Origin of the sequence: Streptomyces sp. NPDC058985, from assembly GCF_042740985.1 — a bacterium.
Taxonomy (GTDB): Bacteria; Actinomycetota; Actinomycetes; order Streptomycetales; family Streptomycetaceae; genus Streptomyces.
This window is the reverse complement of the sequence record NZ_JBHYJX010000022.1, coordinates 54,077-69,249: the sequence shown is the minus strand read 5'-3', so window position 1 is coordinate 69,249 and position 15,173 is coordinate 54,077. Positions and strand designations below refer to the sequence as shown.

Annotated in this window: 9 protein-coding genes; 4 read left to right on the top strand and 5 right to left on the bottom strand. The window is 72.8% G+C overall.

Annotated elements, in window-relative coordinates:
- Positions 1 to 123 precede the first annotated feature (123 nt).
- From ACFW01_RS20590 to ACFW01_RS20580, 3 genes are read right to left on the bottom strand one after another with little or no spacing between them, the layout of a single operon-like run.
- Positions 124 to 852, bottom strand: a complete 729-nt coding sequence (locus ACFW01_RS20590) for a nucleotide-binding protein (protein ID WP_234958139.1) — start codon at positions 850 to 852, stop codon at positions 124 to 126.
- Positions 849 to 2,429, bottom strand: coding sequence for a hypothetical protein (locus ACFW01_RS20585; protein WP_234958138.1), 1,581 nt, complete (start codon positions 2,427 to 2,429; stop codon positions 849 to 851). Before ACFW01_RS20585 ends, ACFW01_RS20590 begins: the two co-directional genes overlap by 4 nt.
- Positions 2,430 to 2,434: 5 nt before the next feature.
- Positions 2,435 to 3,184, bottom strand: coding sequence for a hypothetical protein (locus ACFW01_RS20580; protein ID WP_234958137.1), 750 nt, complete (start codon positions 3,182 to 3,184; stop codon positions 2,435 to 2,437).
- Positions 3,185 to 3,434: 250 nt separating this feature from the next.
- Between ACFW01_RS20580 and ACFW01_RS20575 the strand changes: the two genes are divergently transcribed.
- Complete coding sequence (locus ACFW01_RS20575) at positions 3,435 to 3,893, top strand: DUF4396 domain-containing protein (RefSeq protein ID WP_234958136.1); 459 nt, start codon at positions 3,435 to 3,437, stop codon at positions 3,891 to 3,893.
- 27 nt (positions 3,894 to 3,920) lie between these two features.
- Here ACFW01_RS20575 and ACFW01_RS20570 read toward each other — a convergent pair whose 3' ends face one another.
- Complete coding sequence (locus ACFW01_RS20570) at positions 3,921 to 5,162, bottom strand: cation:proton antiporter (RefSeq protein ID WP_234958135.1); 1,242 nt, start codon at positions 5,160 to 5,162, stop codon at positions 3,921 to 3,923.
- A 79-nt stretch (positions 5,163 to 5,241) separates the two neighbouring features.
- Positions 5,242 to 5,724, bottom strand: a complete 483-nt coding sequence (locus ACFW01_RS20565; RefSeq protein WP_384505301.1) for a MerR family transcriptional regulator — start codon at positions 5,722 to 5,724, stop codon at positions 5,242 to 5,244.
- Positions 5,725 to 5,968: 244 nt separating this feature from the next.
- Between ACFW01_RS20565 and ACFW01_RS20560 the strand changes: the two genes are divergently transcribed.
- The 3 genes from ACFW01_RS20560 (at position 5,969) to ACFW01_RS20550 (ending at position 15,017) form a co-directional block, all read left to right on the top strand.
- The gene (locus ACFW01_RS20560; RefSeq protein WP_234958133.1) at positions 5,969 to 7,474 is read left to right on the top strand and encodes a SulP family inorganic anion transporter; all 1,506 of its coding nucleotides are present in this window, start codon (positions 5,969 to 5,971) and stop codon (positions 7,472 to 7,474) included.
- Positions 7,475 to 7,949: 475 nt separating this feature from the next.
- Positions 7,950 to 9,989: an SPFH domain-containing protein gene (locus tag ACFW01_RS20555; protein ID WP_234958131.1), complete on the top strand. Its 2,040-nt coding sequence runs from the start codon at positions 7,950 to 7,952 to the stop codon at positions 9,987 to 9,989.
- A 150-nt stretch (positions 9,990 to 10,139) separates the two neighbouring features.
- Positions 10,140 to 15,017 (top strand): DNA repair ATPase, encoded by a 4,878-nt coding sequence (locus tag ACFW01_RS20550; protein WP_384505297.1) that lies wholly within the window; start codon positions 10,140 to 10,142, stop codon positions 15,015 to 15,017.
- The last annotated feature ends 156 nt before the right edge of the window (positions 15,018 to 15,173 follow it).

The following is a 15,173-nucleotide window of genomic DNA, read 5'->3' as shown; positions in this document are numbered from 1 at the left end:
CCGGGTTCCTCCGACGGAGCCGGCGGCGGGCATGGGTCGGCCCCCGGGACGCGTTCCGACGTGCGGGACGCGTCCCGGGGGCCGCCTGCGCCGGTCCCCCGAACGGCGCGCGGATCCGCCGGGCTACGGCCGGCGGTGGTAGGCGGACAGGTGCTGGAACGGGTAGGTGTGGCGCCAGTCCGAACCGGTGTCGTTGACCGTGCAGCCCGCCAGCTTCAGCCGTTCCACGATCTTGCCGAGCGCCGTCCCGGAGCCGTCGAAGCGGATGACGTTGCGCCCCGCGATGTCGGCGATCGGCCGCAGGCCGCCCACCTCGACGATCAGGGTGCGCTCGGGGTACGCCATCAGCACCATGCCCAGCTCGATCAGCACGTTCGGGCGCGGCTGGCACACGGGCCGGGTCTCGTACTCCGGCTCGTCGTGCCCCCGCAGGTCCCGGTGGAGGCTGACGACGTCGTCCGGGGTGAGCAGTACGAGCGCCGCCTGGGCCTGCGCCGGGGCGCCGGCGACCACGTCACCGAGGAAGGGGGACGCATGGCCGGTCGCTCGGACCAGGTCCTCCCACTCCTTGGGGCGCAGGTCGAGCCGGCGCAGCAGCTCGAACATCTCCCGCCGCACCTGGTCGTCCCGGCCGTGCACGACGAAGACGCTCCGGGCCCGGTCGGCGTCCGAGGGCATCGGCACCGCGTTGCGCCGGACGCCGCCTGCGTACGGCTGCCCGGACGGCGCGGCCTGTACCGGGGAGTTGTCGCCGAAGGTCTGGGTGCCGCCGTTGCCGACGCTCTGGTTGCCCCCGAAGTTGTTGGTGCTGCCCTGGCCGAAGTCGTTGCCTTGGAACTTCTGGGCGCTCATGCCGGTCGTGCCTCTCTTGTGATGCCGGAGTTGTTGCCGAAGGTCTGGGTGCCGTTGTTGCCGACGCTCTGGTTGCCGCCGAAGTTGTTGGTGCTGTTGGCCCCGAAGTTCTGCTGGAGGATGTTGGTCTGGTTCGCCTCGTGCTCGCGGGTGTCGACGTCGTGGTCGCGCAGGAAGTCACCGACGATCTGCAGCAGGTGGCGCTCGATGATCTGGATGTACTTGATCGCGTCCGACTCCTGGAAGAAGTGGTGGAAGTCGTTGCCGGGCGCCAGTTCGCGGACGCTGGTGAGCGCGCCGCAGTCCACGGAGGTGAGCGCGTAGCGGCCGAGCCGGAACTCGCTGGTGTCGTTGGGCTGGCCCACCAGGGTGCGTACGGTGTCGGTACCGAAGCGGCTGGGCAGCCGCTCGCGCAGCGGGTTGAAGACCAGGCGCAGCAGTTCGCCGGGCGCGCTGCGGGTCACGTCCCAGGCGATGCGCAGCATGAGCCGGCCGTCGATGGCGGCGGGCAGCCGGTCGGCGAGGTGGAAGCTCTCCGGCACGGGTCCGAGCACGTAGGTGTAGAACTCGGTGTGCAGGGTGCTGCCCTTGATGTCGAAGCCGATGAACACCGAGGTGACCAGCTCCTGTTGCCAGGCTCCGATGCGGATGCACAGGTACTCGCGCCGGGCGTCGTAGTCCTCCCGCCAGTGCTCGTCGCCGCCGTCACCGGGGTCGGGCGCGTCCAGGAGTACGGCGACGGAGTCGCTGCCCTCGGCCGTCCGGACCGCCTTGGTGAACCTGCGCCGGTCGACGGAGAGCAGCTGGATCCGGTCGCTGGGCGCGGGATTGTCACGCAGCTCGGCGAGCATCTGCTCGCTGACGCGCCCGGTGATGTCCTCGACGGTGAACGGGATGATCGGCTTGCGCTCGGCCGGGGCGTGGTCCCCCGCGCCGTCCACCGGGCCGTGCTGGGCGGGGAAGTGCCCGTTGAGCAGGGAGCCCGGGCCGGTGAGCGCACCGTTCCGGGAGATCGGGGCGCCCAGCAGCAGCTCGGCGTTGGCCCAGCGGCGGATGGAGCTTCCGGCGCCGACGAACGGCTTGTAGCCGCCGTAGTAGACGGTGTCGGAGGCCTGCTGCCGGTTGATCTTGCCGACCAGCTCCGGGGTGAAGCGCGAGGTCATCGGGTAGGCGCCGTCGAATCCCGGGCGGTCCTCCGCCGCCGGTGCGAGGTGCTCGGCGAGGGTCTGGAGGATGGCCAGGCGGCGCAGGAACATGGTGGCCCAGGCGACCCAGAAGAACAGCAGCGCCGCACCGAGTCCGCTCAGCACCCCTGTGGCGTACAGCAGGACGACGACGGCGGTGCCCGCGCCGAGGGCGGCCAGCTGGTTGCGGCGCAGGTTGTGGGCGGCGAGGGCGTGCGCGAGCACGGGTGCGGCGTCGTAGCCGTAGGAGGGGGCCACCATCCGGTAGGAGTGGGTCAGCAGCTCCCGGATCACCGCCTTGCGGTAGACGGGGTCGAGGTAGGTGCCGGCGCAGAGCAGGCGGGTGACGTTGCTGGTCGCGTCCGGGGGCGGCGGGGCGGCGTGGGTGGTCATGGTCCTCAGTTCCCTTCCCGCACGTCGGCGGCGGTGATGACGCCGTCGCTCACCGTGTAGGTGCCCTCGAACGTGGCCGACGTGCCGTCGGTGTCCCAGGCCACGACGGTGACCGACACCTCGTCGCCGGTCGTCGAGTTCACGGTGACGTCGTCGCGGTCGGTCGTCTCGAAGCCGGCGACGAAGTGGTCGTAGTCCGGGTCGAGGTTCTTGCCGCCCAGCTCCCAGGCGGTCGCGAAGTCGCGGGCGTTGATGGCCTCGAAGTACGCGGTCACCGTCGCCTCCGGCCCGCCCTCGTCGGTGAGGGCGGGGTCGGCGGAGGGGTCGTCCGTCGGGTCGTCGGCGGCGGTGCCGTCCGTGCCGTCGTCGTAGGTGCCGTCGCCGTACGGGTCGTACGGGTCGTCGCTCGTGCCGTCGTCCCACAGGCCGGTGTCGTCGCCGGTCGTGCCGCCGGAGCCGTCGGGGGTGGTGCCGTCGTCGTACGTGCCGTCGTCGTAGGTGTCGCTGTCGGAGGTGCCGTCGTCCGAGGTGCCGGAACCCCAGTCGGGCAGTGCTCCGCTGCCGTAGAAGTCGTCGGTGGCGGGAGCGCCGTCGTCGCGGCCGGCCGTGGCGAGCACGACGGCCAGCACGACTATGAGGACGAACGGGATCGCGATGACGGTCAGGGCCTGGTTGCGCACCTGGCCGGGCGTGAGTGCGAGTCCCGGTGCCGGGTAGGAACCACGGGCGCCGGGCGGAACGCGGGTATTACTCATCTGTCACCTCATTGCCGCCGGTATCCGGTCGGGCGGATACGGCACGCGCCCCGAGTGGGCCGATGTGCCTTGTGCATCGACCGATCCGATCAGGGGCGGCGCTTCCGGAACCAGATTTCTGGCGTTCCGATGCGCTTCCGATCGGCTTCCGGTATGGGGGAGGCGGGCGCTCCGACCTGGAGGGAATATACCCCCTGGGGGTATGGTTGACTCAGATGACCGCGATACGCCGAGGGAAGGGGAGACCGCCATGGATCACACGGCCCACCACGCGTCCTGGGGGACCGCCGCCAGGGCGACGCTGCACTGCCTGACCGGCTGTGCCGTCGGCGAGATCCTCGGCATGGTCATCGGCACCGCGCTGGCCTGGGGAAACGCGCCGACCATGGCGCTGGCCATCGCGCTCGCGTTCCTCTTCGGCTACTCGTTCACCCTGTTCTCGGTGGTGCGGGCCGGCCTCGACCTCAGGTCCGCGGTCAAGGTCGCGCTGGCCGCCGACACCGTCTCCATCGCGGTGATGGAGCTGGTCGACAACGGGATCATCGCCCTCACGCCGGGCGCCATGGACGCCCACCTGTCGGACGGCCTGTTCTGGGGCGCCCTGATCGGCGGGCTCGCCGTCGCCTTCGTGCTCACCACGCCGGTCAACAAGTGGATGATCGGCCGCGGCAAGGGGCACGCCGTCGCGCACGCCCACGCCCACCACTGAGCCGCGCTGGGCCGTCCGCCGGGCCGGTCACCACGTCTCCGAGTCGTCGGGCGCCCCGGCTCGTGACCGCCCCGTCCCCCCGGCCTCCGTCACCTCCCTCTCCGCCCCCGCCCGGCGCAGCCGCATCGCCGCCAGCGGCAGCACCAGCACGGAGATCATCGCGGCGCCGACCAGGGAGGCCGCCTCGTCGGAGCCGATGAGCCGCTGGTCCACCCCGATGGTCGTGATCGCCACCACCAGCGGCAGACACGTGGACGCGAACAGGGCCAGCGCGGCCCGGTCCGGCCGCCCGAGGTCCTTCGGCGCCAGCACGTACACGGGTGCGCCGCGCACCAGCAGGACCAGCAGCAGGAACCCCGGTACGAGCAGCAGGGCGCCCGGGTCGTGGAGCAGCGCGTCCAGGTCGAACTCGATGCCGGTGACGACGTAGAAGAGCGGCACGAGGAAGCCGAACCCCATGGCCTCCACCTTGCCGAGGACCTCCCCGCTGCTGTCGGGCGCCGCCCGGTGCAGGACGAGGCGGGTGAGGACGCCGGCCGCGAAGGCGCCCAGCAGCACGTCGAGCCCGAAGACCTCGGCCAGGCCCAGCATGCAGGCCAGCAGCAGCATCACGAACCGCACGGCGAACTGGGCGCTGCTGTGCAGGGTCCGCTCGGTCAGCCGGCCGAACCAGGGCGGGCGCGGGCGCAGCGCCCAGAAGACGGCGAGGGCCGTGATCGCCCCGAACGCGGCCAGCAGCGCGGCCGACTCGGCCGGCCGGCGCCCGCTGAGCAGCAGCGCCACGGCGACCACGGGCCCGAACTCGCCGACCGCCCCGAACGCCGAGACCACGGTCCCGAACCGCCCGCGCAGCTCCCCGCGGTCCCGCAGCATCGGCAGTACGGTGCCGAGCGCCGTACTGGTCAGCGCGGTACCGATGACGAACGCCTCGAAGACGTCCCCACCGCTGATCAGAAGGGCCAGACCGATCCCGAGGAGCAGCGACAGCAGCCAGGACCGCACGGACCGGCGCAGCGTGTCCCCGCGCACCGCCGCGAAGTCGATCTCGTACCCGGCCAGGAAGATCAGCATCGACAGCCCCAGATCGGCGAGCGTGTCGACGACCTCGTCGGGCCGCGCCCACCCGAGCACGTCCGGCCCGACCAGAATCCCCAGCCCGATCTCGAAGATCACCAGCGGCACCCGCACCCGCCGCCCGGCGACGTACACGAGCAGCGGGGCCAGCACGGCGATGCCCATGATCAGCACGAGCGTGCCCGGATGGGTCATGTCTCCCTCACCGGCGGAGTGCGGAGGCCGGCCGCACGCGGCGGCCCGCTGCCACCCTCCCCCAGGGGGCGGGCACGGACTACCGCATGTACTCCGTCGGAGGGACCTCCGCCGCCGGGGTCTCCGCTGCAGGGACCTCCGCCGCCGGGGCCTCCGCGGCCGGGGGAGCGGACTCCGGGAGGCGTCCGCGGAGGGTGGCGGCGAAGTCCTCGGCGCGGCGCAGCTGGACGCGCAGCTTCTCGACCTGCGCGGTGGCCTCCCGTTCGTACCCGCGGACGCGGTCCACCAGCGCCTCGCGCTCACCCGCGTCCAGCGGGTCGCCGCCGTCCAGGCGGTCGGTGGCCCGGAGCAGGTCGCGCATCTGGTCCAGGGTGAAGCCGAGCGGCTTCATCCGGCGGACGACCATGAGCCGGGCCACGTCCTGCTCGGTGTAGAGACGGAAGCCGCCCTGGGAGCGGGCGGAGGGGATGACCAGTCCGGTGTCCTCGTAGTGCCGGATGGTGCGCAGGGACAGCTCGGTCCGCTCGGCGACCTCACCGATCTGCATGTGCTTGTCGTCCACGCCCTGTGACCCGGCCCTTCGTTTCATGGCGGGCGGCGCCGCCATGGACCCCGCCCATCTCTACCCTAACGTCAGGGTAGAGTTGTGGTCGGTGAGGGCGGCCCGGCCGCTCCGCCACCGCTGTCTCCGGGACCGATGACGCCCCCGCGAAGAGCCGATTCTCGCAGCCGCCCGGCCCCGCACGTCCTTTCCGCGCACCCGGTCCCGCACGGGGTGTGCCCGAGCACGACAGGTACGCATCTCCTTGTCTTCTGCCGCTGTCAGCCCCGCCGCACGGCTGCGCGCCCTCAAGCCCGACTGGCTGAACGACCCCCGGGTCTGGCGCACCGAGGTCCTCGGCGGGCTGGTCGTCGCGCTGGCCCTGATCCCGGAGGCGATCTCCTTCTCGATCATCGCCGGGGTCGATCCGGCGATCGGGCTCTTCGCCTCGTTCACGATGGCCGTCACGATCTCCGTCGTCGGCGGACGCCGCGCGATGATCTCCGCGGCCACCGGCGCGGTCGCCCTGGTGATCGCGCCGGTCAACCGCGAGCACGGCCTGGGGTATCTGGTCGCCACCGTCATCCTGGCCGGCGTCTTCCAGATCGTCCTCGGGGCCGTGGGTGTCGCCAGGCTGATGCGGTTCGTGCCCCGCTCGGTCATGACCGGCTTCGTCAACTCCCTCGCGATCCTGATCTTCATGGCGCAGGTGCCGGAGATGCGCGACGTGCCCTGGCCGGTCTACCCCCTGATCATTGGCGGGCTCGCGCTGATGGTGTTCTTCCCGCGGATCACCCGGGTCGTCCCGGCGCCCCTGGTCTCCATCGTGATCCTCACCGTGATCACCGTGGCCGCGGGGATCGCCGTGCCCACCGTCGGGGACAGGGGCGAACTTCCCTCCTCGCTCCCCGTGCCTGGCTTGCCCGACGTGCCCTTCACCCCGGACACCCTGACCACCGTCGCCCCGTACGCCCTCGCCATGGCGCTGGTCGGCCTGATGGAGTCCCTGATGACCGCGCAGCTGGTCGACGACATCACGGACACCCGCTCCTCCAAGACCCGCGAGTCCATCGGCCAGGGCGTCGCCAACATCGTCACCGGTCTTTTCGGCGGCATGGGCGGCTGCGCCATGATCGGCCAGACGATGATCAACGTGAAGGTGTCCGGCGCCCGTACCCGCGTCTCCACGTTCCTCGCGGGCGCGTTCCTCATGGTGCTGTGCGTCGTCTTCGGCCCGGTCGTCTCCGACATCCCCATGGCGGCCCTGGTCGCCGTCATGGTCATGGTCGCCTTCGGCACCTTCGACTGGCACTCCGTCTCGCCGAAGACCCTCAGGCGGATGCCGGCGGGGGAGATCGCCGTCATGGCCCTCACGGTGGCCGTCGTGGTCGCCACCCACAACCTCGCGATCGGCGTCGTCGCCGGCAGCGTCACGGCCATGGTCGTCTTCGCCCGGCGCGTGGCCCGGCTCGCCCACGTCACCGCCGTCACCGACCCCGACGGGACCCAGGTCGTCTACGCCGTCACGGGCGAGCTGTTCTTCGCGTCCTCCAACGACCTCGTCCACCGCTTCGACTACGCAGGCGACCCCGACGACGTCGTCATCGACCTTTCCGCCGCCCACATCTGGGACGCCTCCTCGGTCGCCGCCCTCGACGCCGTCGAGACCCGGTACGCGCGGCGCGGCAAGACCGTCCGGATCACCGGCCTGAACACCCCGAGCGCCGACCTGCACGGCAGGCTCACGGGTGAGGTGACGGGCGGCCACTGAGCCGTGGATCCTGCGCGTCACCTCGGCCCGCTCATGGCGTCGCTCGGAATCAAGAAGGCGTAAAGATTGCCGACTTACGGCAATGCAGTCCTGGGTGTACCTCCGTCAGGATGAGGGTGGCAGAAACACGGGGAGCGACCCGGTGCCAGGTCCCGGCAACGGGCACCGGCACCGGGTCCGGCCGATCGGTTCGGGGGTGAGGACGTGGCACGGACAGGCGTCGTCCTCGTGCGGAACCTCACCCGCCGCCGCATCGCCGTCCTGAGGACCGCACCCTGCGCGGGGCCGCGGCACGGACGCCGCGGGCGGCGACGACCGGACACGGCGAGCGGTTCCCCGTACGACCCCGGCAGTCGCCACTCCTGCGGCTGAGCCGCAGCCGACCCGCGTCACCCCGGCCGTGCCCGCTCGTGGCCGTGGGCCGCCCCGCCTCGTCGCGCGGGCGCCGACACTTCGCAGACTTCGAGGACTCCCTATGGATTACCGCACCCTGGGCATCGGCGTGCTCGTTTGCCTCCTGCTCGCCGCCGCCGTGCTGTTCGTCGTGGCCCGTCTGTTCCGCAAGGTGGAGCAGGGCAAGGCGCTGATCGTCTCCAAGATGCGCAAGGTCGACGTGACCTTCACCGGGCAGGTCGTGCTGCCGGTGCTGCACAAGGCCGAGGTGATGGACATCTCGGTGAAGACCATCGAGATCACCCGGGCCGGCAAGGAAGGCCTGATCTGCCGGGACAACATCCGCGCCGACATCCGCATCTCGTTCTTCGTCAAGGTCAACAAGACCGCCGAGGACGTCGTCAAGGTGGCCCAGGCGGTCGGCACCGCGCGGGCCAGCGACCGGAACACGCTCCAGGAGCTGTTCCACGCGAAGTTCTCCGAGGCGCTGAAGACCGTCGGCAAGCAGATGGACTTCACCGACCTGTACACCAAGCGCGAGGAGCTGCGGTTCCGGATCATCGAGGTCATCGGCGTCGACCTCAGCGGGTACCACCTGGAGGACGCGGCGATCGACTTCCTGGAGCAGACGCCGCTGACCCAGCTCGACCCGGCCAACGTCCTGGACGCCCAGGGCATCCGGAAGATCACCGAGCTGACGGCCGTGGAGCACGTGCGCACCAACGAGGCCCAGCGCACGGAGGAGAAGGAGATCACCCGCCAGAACGTCGACGCCCGGGAGGCGATCCTGGAGCTGGAGCGCCGCCGGGTCGATGCCGAGACCAAGCAGAAGCGGGAGATCGAGACCGTACGCGCGAGGGAAGAGGCCGAGACGGCCCGGGTGGTGGAGGAGGAGCGGCTGCGGGCGCAGTCCGCCTTCCTCAAGACCGAGGAACACCTCGGCATCCAGCGCGAGAACCAGGGACGCGAGGTCGCGGTCGCGCAGAAGAACCGCGAGCGGGTCATCGCCATCGAGAACGAGCGCATCGAGAAGGACCGCCTGCTGGAGGTCATCGCCCGGGAGCGCGAGACGCAGCTGACGCGGATCGCCGCCGAGAAGGAGGTCGAGGCGGAGAAGCGGGAGATCGCCGACGTCATCCGCGAGCGGGTGGCGGTGGACCGGACGGTCGCCGAGCAGGAAGAGGGCATCAAGAGGCTGCGCGCCGTCGAGGAGGCGGAGCGGCAGCGGCAGGCCGTCGTCATCGCCGCCGAGGCCGAGGCGCAGGAGCGGCTGGTCAAGGACATCAAGGCCGCCGAGGCCGCCGAACAGGCCGCCACCCACCGTGCCGCCGAGGAACTCACGCTCGCCGAGGCCCGGCTGAAGAGCGCCGACCTCGACGCGCGGGCCAAGCTGCGGCTCGCCGAGGGCATCCAGGCGGAGAGCGCGGCCCAGGGGCTGGCCGAGGTCCAGGTCCGCGACAAGGAGGCCGAGGTCGTCGAGAAGGCCGGCCGCGCGGAGGCCGGGGCCACCGAGGCCCGGCTGCGGGCGGAGGCCGAGGGTGCCAAGGCCAAGGCACTGGCCGAGGCCGCGGCCGTCGGCGAGAAGCTGAGGGCGGAGGCGGCCGGCCTCACCGAGAAGGCCGCGGCGATGGCCGCGCTGGACGAGGCGTCCCGCGGCCACGAGGAGTACCGGCTGCGGCTGGAGGCCGAGAAGGACGTCCGGCTGGCCGGGCTGGACGTGCAGCGGCAGGTGGCCGAGGCACAGGCGACGGTCCTCGCGACCGGGCTGGAGAACGCCGACATCAACATCGTCGGCGGCGAGTCGGTCTTCTTCGACCGGCTGGTCGGGGCGATCGCCCTCGGCAAGGGCGTCGACGGCTTCGTGCAGCACTCCGAGACCGCCCAGGCGCTGGCCGGGCCCTGGCTGGACGGAACGTCGAGCTTCACCGACGACCTCGGCCGCGTCCTCGGCTCGGTCTCCACGGCCGACGTGCAGAACCTGACCGTGTCCACCCTGCTGATGAAGCTCATGAAGACGGGCGGAGCCGACTCCGGGGCCCTGGAGCAACTGCTCAGCAAGGCCGGTGAGCTGGGCCTCGCCGACACCCGGCTGACCGCCGTGAACGGCAGCGCCAAGGGCTGACACACCGCGGTCGTGGAGCTGCCGCGCGGGGGGCGGCGCTCCCCCCCCCCCCCCCGCCCCCCGCCCCCGCCCGCGGGGGGGGGGGGCCCCCCCCCCGGGCCCCCCCCCCCCCCCCCCCACCGCTCTTTCCGACTTCCTGAGAGGGACCTCATGACCACCGCCCTGGACACGGGTACGTACGAGGTGCTGCGCGACCGCCTCACCGCTCAGGCGGCCGAGCTGGCCCGCCGCGCCGAGGCCCTGAACGCCCGCCGCGTCGAGGAGTTCGGCTCCCTGCGCCTGGAGCTGGACGGCACCGAGCACCTGCGCACCGGGCAGGCGTGCGTGCCGCGCGACCTCGTGTCCGTCGGCGACGTCCTGCTCTTCGGGTACGACACCGTCCCCGGCCGGGGGCCCGAGACCGCCGTGGGCGACGTCCTCGCGCTGCACGACCGGGCCCTGAACCCGCTGCCCGAGGACGCCGTGCCCGGCCTGCTCGACGACCCGGCCTTCGTGCGCGAGTTCGCCGCCCTGCACCGCTACTTCCACCAGGCCCGGCTCCTTCAGCTGCGGCGCGTCGAGGACAAGGTGCTCGCCGTCTTCCGGACCGGCGAGAAGGCGGACGACATCCGGGTCCTGCGCTGGGCCCTGTCCGACGACGGCCGGGCGTCCTTCCTCGACGCGCGCGGCGACCGCGACCACGTCCTGCCGCCCGCCCACGACTTCGCCTGGACCCCGACGACCCGCGAGGACCACGTCCTGGGCCGCCATCCGCACGTCTCCGTCGAGGGCGAGGTGTTCGTCGCGACGGTGGGCGGGACCCTGACCGTCAAGGTCGAGGACGACACCGGGACGGGCGAGGGCGTGTACGCCGAACCGGTCGACGAGCCGCTGCAGTCGCTCGCCGACGCGCACATCGCGTACGCGCGGGTGGGCGCCCTGGTCCTGGTGGACGTCCTCCCCTACAAGGAGGACGTCCACCGCTACCTGGTCTTCAACACCCTCACCAGAACCGTCGTCCGGCTCGACGGCATCGGGCAGGGGTGCCGCCGGCTGCCCGAGGACCAGGGCATCGTCTTCCCCGGCGGCTACTGCCTGAGCACCGGCACCCACCGGACCTTCGACGGCGTCGACACCGAGGGCCTGGAGTTCGAGCGGGCGGTCCGCTCCCCGAACGGCGAGGACGTCCTCTTCGCCTTCCACGCCAGGGTGGCGGGCCGCAGTCTGCTGCTGCCCTACAACGTGATCCGCAAGGAGGTCGCCACCCCGCTGTCCTGCCACGGCTGGGCGCTGTTCGACGACGGAGCCCTCCTCGCCCTGCGGGCGGCCGACGCCGAGCCGCAGCGCGTCCACCCCGTGCAGCGGTGGACCTCCCCGTACGTCTCCGACACGCACGCCGCCGCCCGCCCGGCCGGCACCGGCCCGCTCGCCCGGGTCGGCAACGCCGACCTCGTGCGCGGCATCTCCGACTGCCTGGCCGTCACCCGCACCGCCACCGGGACGACCCCGACGGGCGAGGTCTACGAGGCGCTCGTGGCGGCCTGCGTACGGACCGCCGACACCCACCACTGGCTGGCCGAAGCGGACCTCGGCGCCCTGCACGAGCCGCTCACGCAGGTGCGGGCCACCGCCGCACAGGTGCTGGCCGAGTTCGAGACGGTGCAGACGCTCACCCGGCAGGCGGCCGACGCGCTCACCGCGGCGGCGGCCCGCATCGCCGCCGTCGTACGGCGGCTGCGCGGCGAGGCACCCCGAACCGCCGCGGCCTGGGTGTCCGGGCTCACGGAGCTGCGGCAGGCCCAGGGCCATCTGCTCACCCTCAAGGACATGCGGTACGCGGACACCGGCCGCGTCGACGAGCTGGCCGCCGACGCCGAGCGCGACCTCGCCTCCTTCGGGCAGCGGGCCGTGACCCACCTGGCGCACCAGGACGCCTTCGCCGACCACCGGGCCGACATCGAGCAGCTCGTCGCCGACGCCGAGGCGATCACCACGGTGGCCGAGGCGGAGCCCGTCGCGGCCCGCCTCGACGAGCACGCCGGCGACCTGCGCACGGTCACCGACGTCGTCTCCGGCCTGGACATCGGCGACGCCACCGTCCGCACGTCCGTCCTGGAGCGGATCGCCGAGGTCCTCGGGGGCGTCAACCGCGCCCGTGCCACGCTGGACGGCCGCCGCCGCGCGCTCCGGGAGAGCGAGGGCCGGGCCGAGTTCGCCGCCGAGTTCGCCCTGCTCGGCCAGGCGGTCACCGGTGCGCTCGCGGCGGCCTCCACCCCCGAGGACTGCGACGAACAACTGGCCGGCCTGCTCGTGCGGGTGGAGAACCTGGAGTCCCGGTTCGCCGAGTCCGACGCCTTCCTCGCCGAGCTGGCGGACAAACGCGACGAGGTCCACGAGGCGCTCTCCGCCCGCAAGCAGACCCTCGCCGACGCCCGAGCCCGCCGCGCCGAACGCCTGGCCGAGTCGGCCGGCCGGGTCCTCGCCACGGTCGCGCGCCGGGCGTCCGCACTCGCCGACGCGGACGCCGTCACCACGTACTTCACCTCCGACCCGATGCCAGCCAAGGTCCGCCGCACCGCCGACGAACTGCGCGGACTCGGCGACCCGGTCAGGGCGGAGGAACTGGACGGCCGCCTGCGGTCCGCCCGTCAGCAGGCCCTGCGCGCGCTGCGTGACCGCACCGACCTGTACGCCGACGACGGCCGTACCGTGCGCCTGGGCGGTCACCGCTTCGCGGTCAACACCCAGCCCCTCGACCTCACCCTCGTCCCCCAGGGCGACGGCCTGGCCTTCGCCCTGACGGGCACGGACTACCGCGCCCCGGTCACCGACCCCGAGTTCGCCGCGACCCGGCCTTACTGGGACCGCCCGCTGCCCTCGGAGTCGCCGGGGATCTACCGCGCCGAGCACCTGGCCGCCGCCCTGCTCGACGAGCACGGCCCGGCCGCGCTCGCCGCGGCCGAGGACCTGCCCGCCCTGGTCCGCCACGCGGCGGAGGCGGCCTACGACGAGGGCTACGAGCGCGGGGTGCACGACCACGACGCGGCCCTGATCCTCGCCGCCCTCCTGCGGCTGCACGAGGGCGCCGGCCTCCTGCGCCACGAGCCCGCCGCCCGCGCCGCCGCCCAGTTCTTCTGGGCGCACGGCACCACGGCCGAGGAGCGGGACGCCTGGACCCGCCGCGCCGTCTCCCTCGCCCGGGCCCGCGACACCTTCGGGCTCGCGCCCGCGATCGCCGACCTGGAGGCGGAACTCGCCGGGGCGACCGGCACGCGAGCGGCGGCCGCGTACCTCTTCGAGGAGCTGACCTCCGGTCCCGACGGCTTCGTCATCAGCGCCGGCACGCGGACGCTGCTCGACAAGTTCCGCCGCACGGTGGGCGACTCCGCCTACGACGACGACCTCACCGCCCTCACCGACGAGGCCGCCCGCAGGCAACTCGTCGAGGCGTGGCTGACGTCGTACACGACCGCGACCGGCACCGACCTGGCCCCGGGCGACCTGGCGGAGGCCGTGACCGCGGAGCTCTGCCCCCACCTGCCCCGCTACGAGTCGGACGCACCCCTGGCCGAGACCGTCGGAGACCTGCTCGGCACCCACCCCCGCGTCCACGACCGGACCCTGACCGTACGCGTCGACGAACTCCTCGCCCGCGCCGCGGAGTTCCGCGCCCGTGAGGTGCCCGCCCACCGGGCGTACCAGCGCCGCCGCGCCGCACTGGTGGCCACCGAGCGAGGGCGCCTGCGCCTGGACGAGCACCGGCCGCGCGTGATGTCCGCCTTCGTGCGCGGCAGGCTCATCGACGAGGTCTACCTCCCGCTGATCGGCGACAGCCTCGCCAAGCAGCTCGGCACCACGGGCGACACCAAGCGCACCGACACCGGCGGCCTGCTGCTGCTCATCTCCCCGCCGGGCTACGGCAAGACGACCCTCATGGAGTACGTCGCCGACCGGCTCGGTCTGCTGCTGGTGAAGGTCAACGGCCCTGCCCTGGGCCACGCGGTGACCTCCCTCGACCCGGCCGAGGCCCCGAACGCCACCGCCCGACGGGAGGTCGAGAAGATCAACTTCGCGCTGGAGGCGGGCAACAACACCCTCCTCCACCTGGACGACATCCAGCACACCTCGCCCGAACTGCTGCAGAAGTTCATCCCGTTGTGCGACGCCACCCGCCGCGTCGAGGGCGTGCGCGACGGCGAACCGCGCACGTACGACCTGCGCGGCAAGCGGTTCGCGGTGTGCATGGCGGGCAACCCGTACACGGAGTCCGGCAGCCGGTTCCAGGTGCCCGACATGCTCGCCAACCGCGCCGACGTGTGGAACCTGGGCGACGTCCTGACCGGCAAGCGGGACGCCTTCGCCCTCAGCTTCGTCGAGAACGCGCTGACCGCCAACCCGGTCCTCGCCCCGCTCGCCGGCCGCGACCGCGCGGACCTGGAACTGCTGCTCCGGCTGGCCGCGGGAGACCCCGCCGCGCGCGCCGACCGGCTGGCCCACCCGTACGCACCCGCCGAGCTGGACCGGATCACCGCGGTCCTGCGTCATCTGCTCACGGCCCGGGACACCGTCCTCGCGGTCAACGCCGCCTACATCGCCTCCGCCGCCCAGTCGGACGCGACCCGTACCGAGCCGCCCTTCCGGCTCCAGGGCTCCTACCGCAACATGAACAAGATCGCCCAGCGCATCCAGCCGGTCATGAACGACGCCGAGCTGTCCGCCCTGATCGACGACCACTACACGGCCGAAGCCCAGACCCTGACCACGGGCGCCGAGGCCAACCTGCTGAAGCTGGCCGAACTGCGGGGCACGCCGACCGCCGCCCAGGCCGGCCGCTGGACGGAGCTGAAGGCGGCGTACGCACGCACCCAGACCCTCGGCGGCCCCGACAACGACCCGCTCACCCGGGCCGTCGCCGCCCTCGGGCTCCTCGCCGACCGGGTGGCGGCCGTCGAGTCGGCGATCAACCGTGCCGCCGACCCGCGCCATCTGCTCGCCCATCCGTCCCCCCGGCACGCCGCCCGCCCGGGGCGGGGACCCGGAGAGGACTGAGGAGGGCACCCACCGCGGTGGAGGGGGCCCCACCGCGACGGCGGAGTGCCGGAACGCGGCAGCGCACGGCGTCCGCCGCTGCCCGTCAGATACCTGTCAGGGACGCGTAAGGGACCTGTAGGGTCGGTTGCGGAGTGCCGGGAAGTCTGGTCGGCG

Excerpts from the sequence above, each read along its gene's own strand:
- ACFW01_RS20590 (WP_234958139.1), bottom strand. The coding sequence starts at position 852 with ATGAGCGCCCAGAAGTTCCAAGGCAACGACTTCGGCCAGGGCAGCACC.
- ACFW01_RS20585 (WP_234958138.1), bottom strand. The coding sequence starts at position 2,429 with ATGACCACCCACGCCGCCCCGCCGCCCCCGGACGCGACCAGCAACGTC.
- ACFW01_RS20580 (WP_234958137.1), bottom strand. The coding sequence starts at position 3,184 with ATGAGTAATACCCGCGTTCCGCCCGGCGCCCGTGGTTCCTACCCGGCA.
- ACFW01_RS20575 (WP_234958136.1), top strand. The coding sequence starts at position 3,435 with ATGGATCACACGGCCCACCACGCGTCCTGGGGGACCGCCGCCAGGGCG.
- ACFW01_RS20570 (WP_234958135.1), bottom strand. The coding sequence starts at position 5,162 with ATGACCCATCCGGGCACGCTCGTGCTGATCATGGGCATCGCCGTGCTG.
- ACFW01_RS20555 (WP_234958131.1), top strand. The coding sequence starts at position 7,950 with ATGGATTACCGCACCCTGGGCATCGGCGTGCTCGTTTGCCTCCTGCTC.
- ACFW01_RS20550 (WP_384505297.1), top strand. The coding sequence starts at position 10,140 with ATGACCACCGCCCTGGACACGGGTACGTACGAGGTGCTGCGCGACCGC.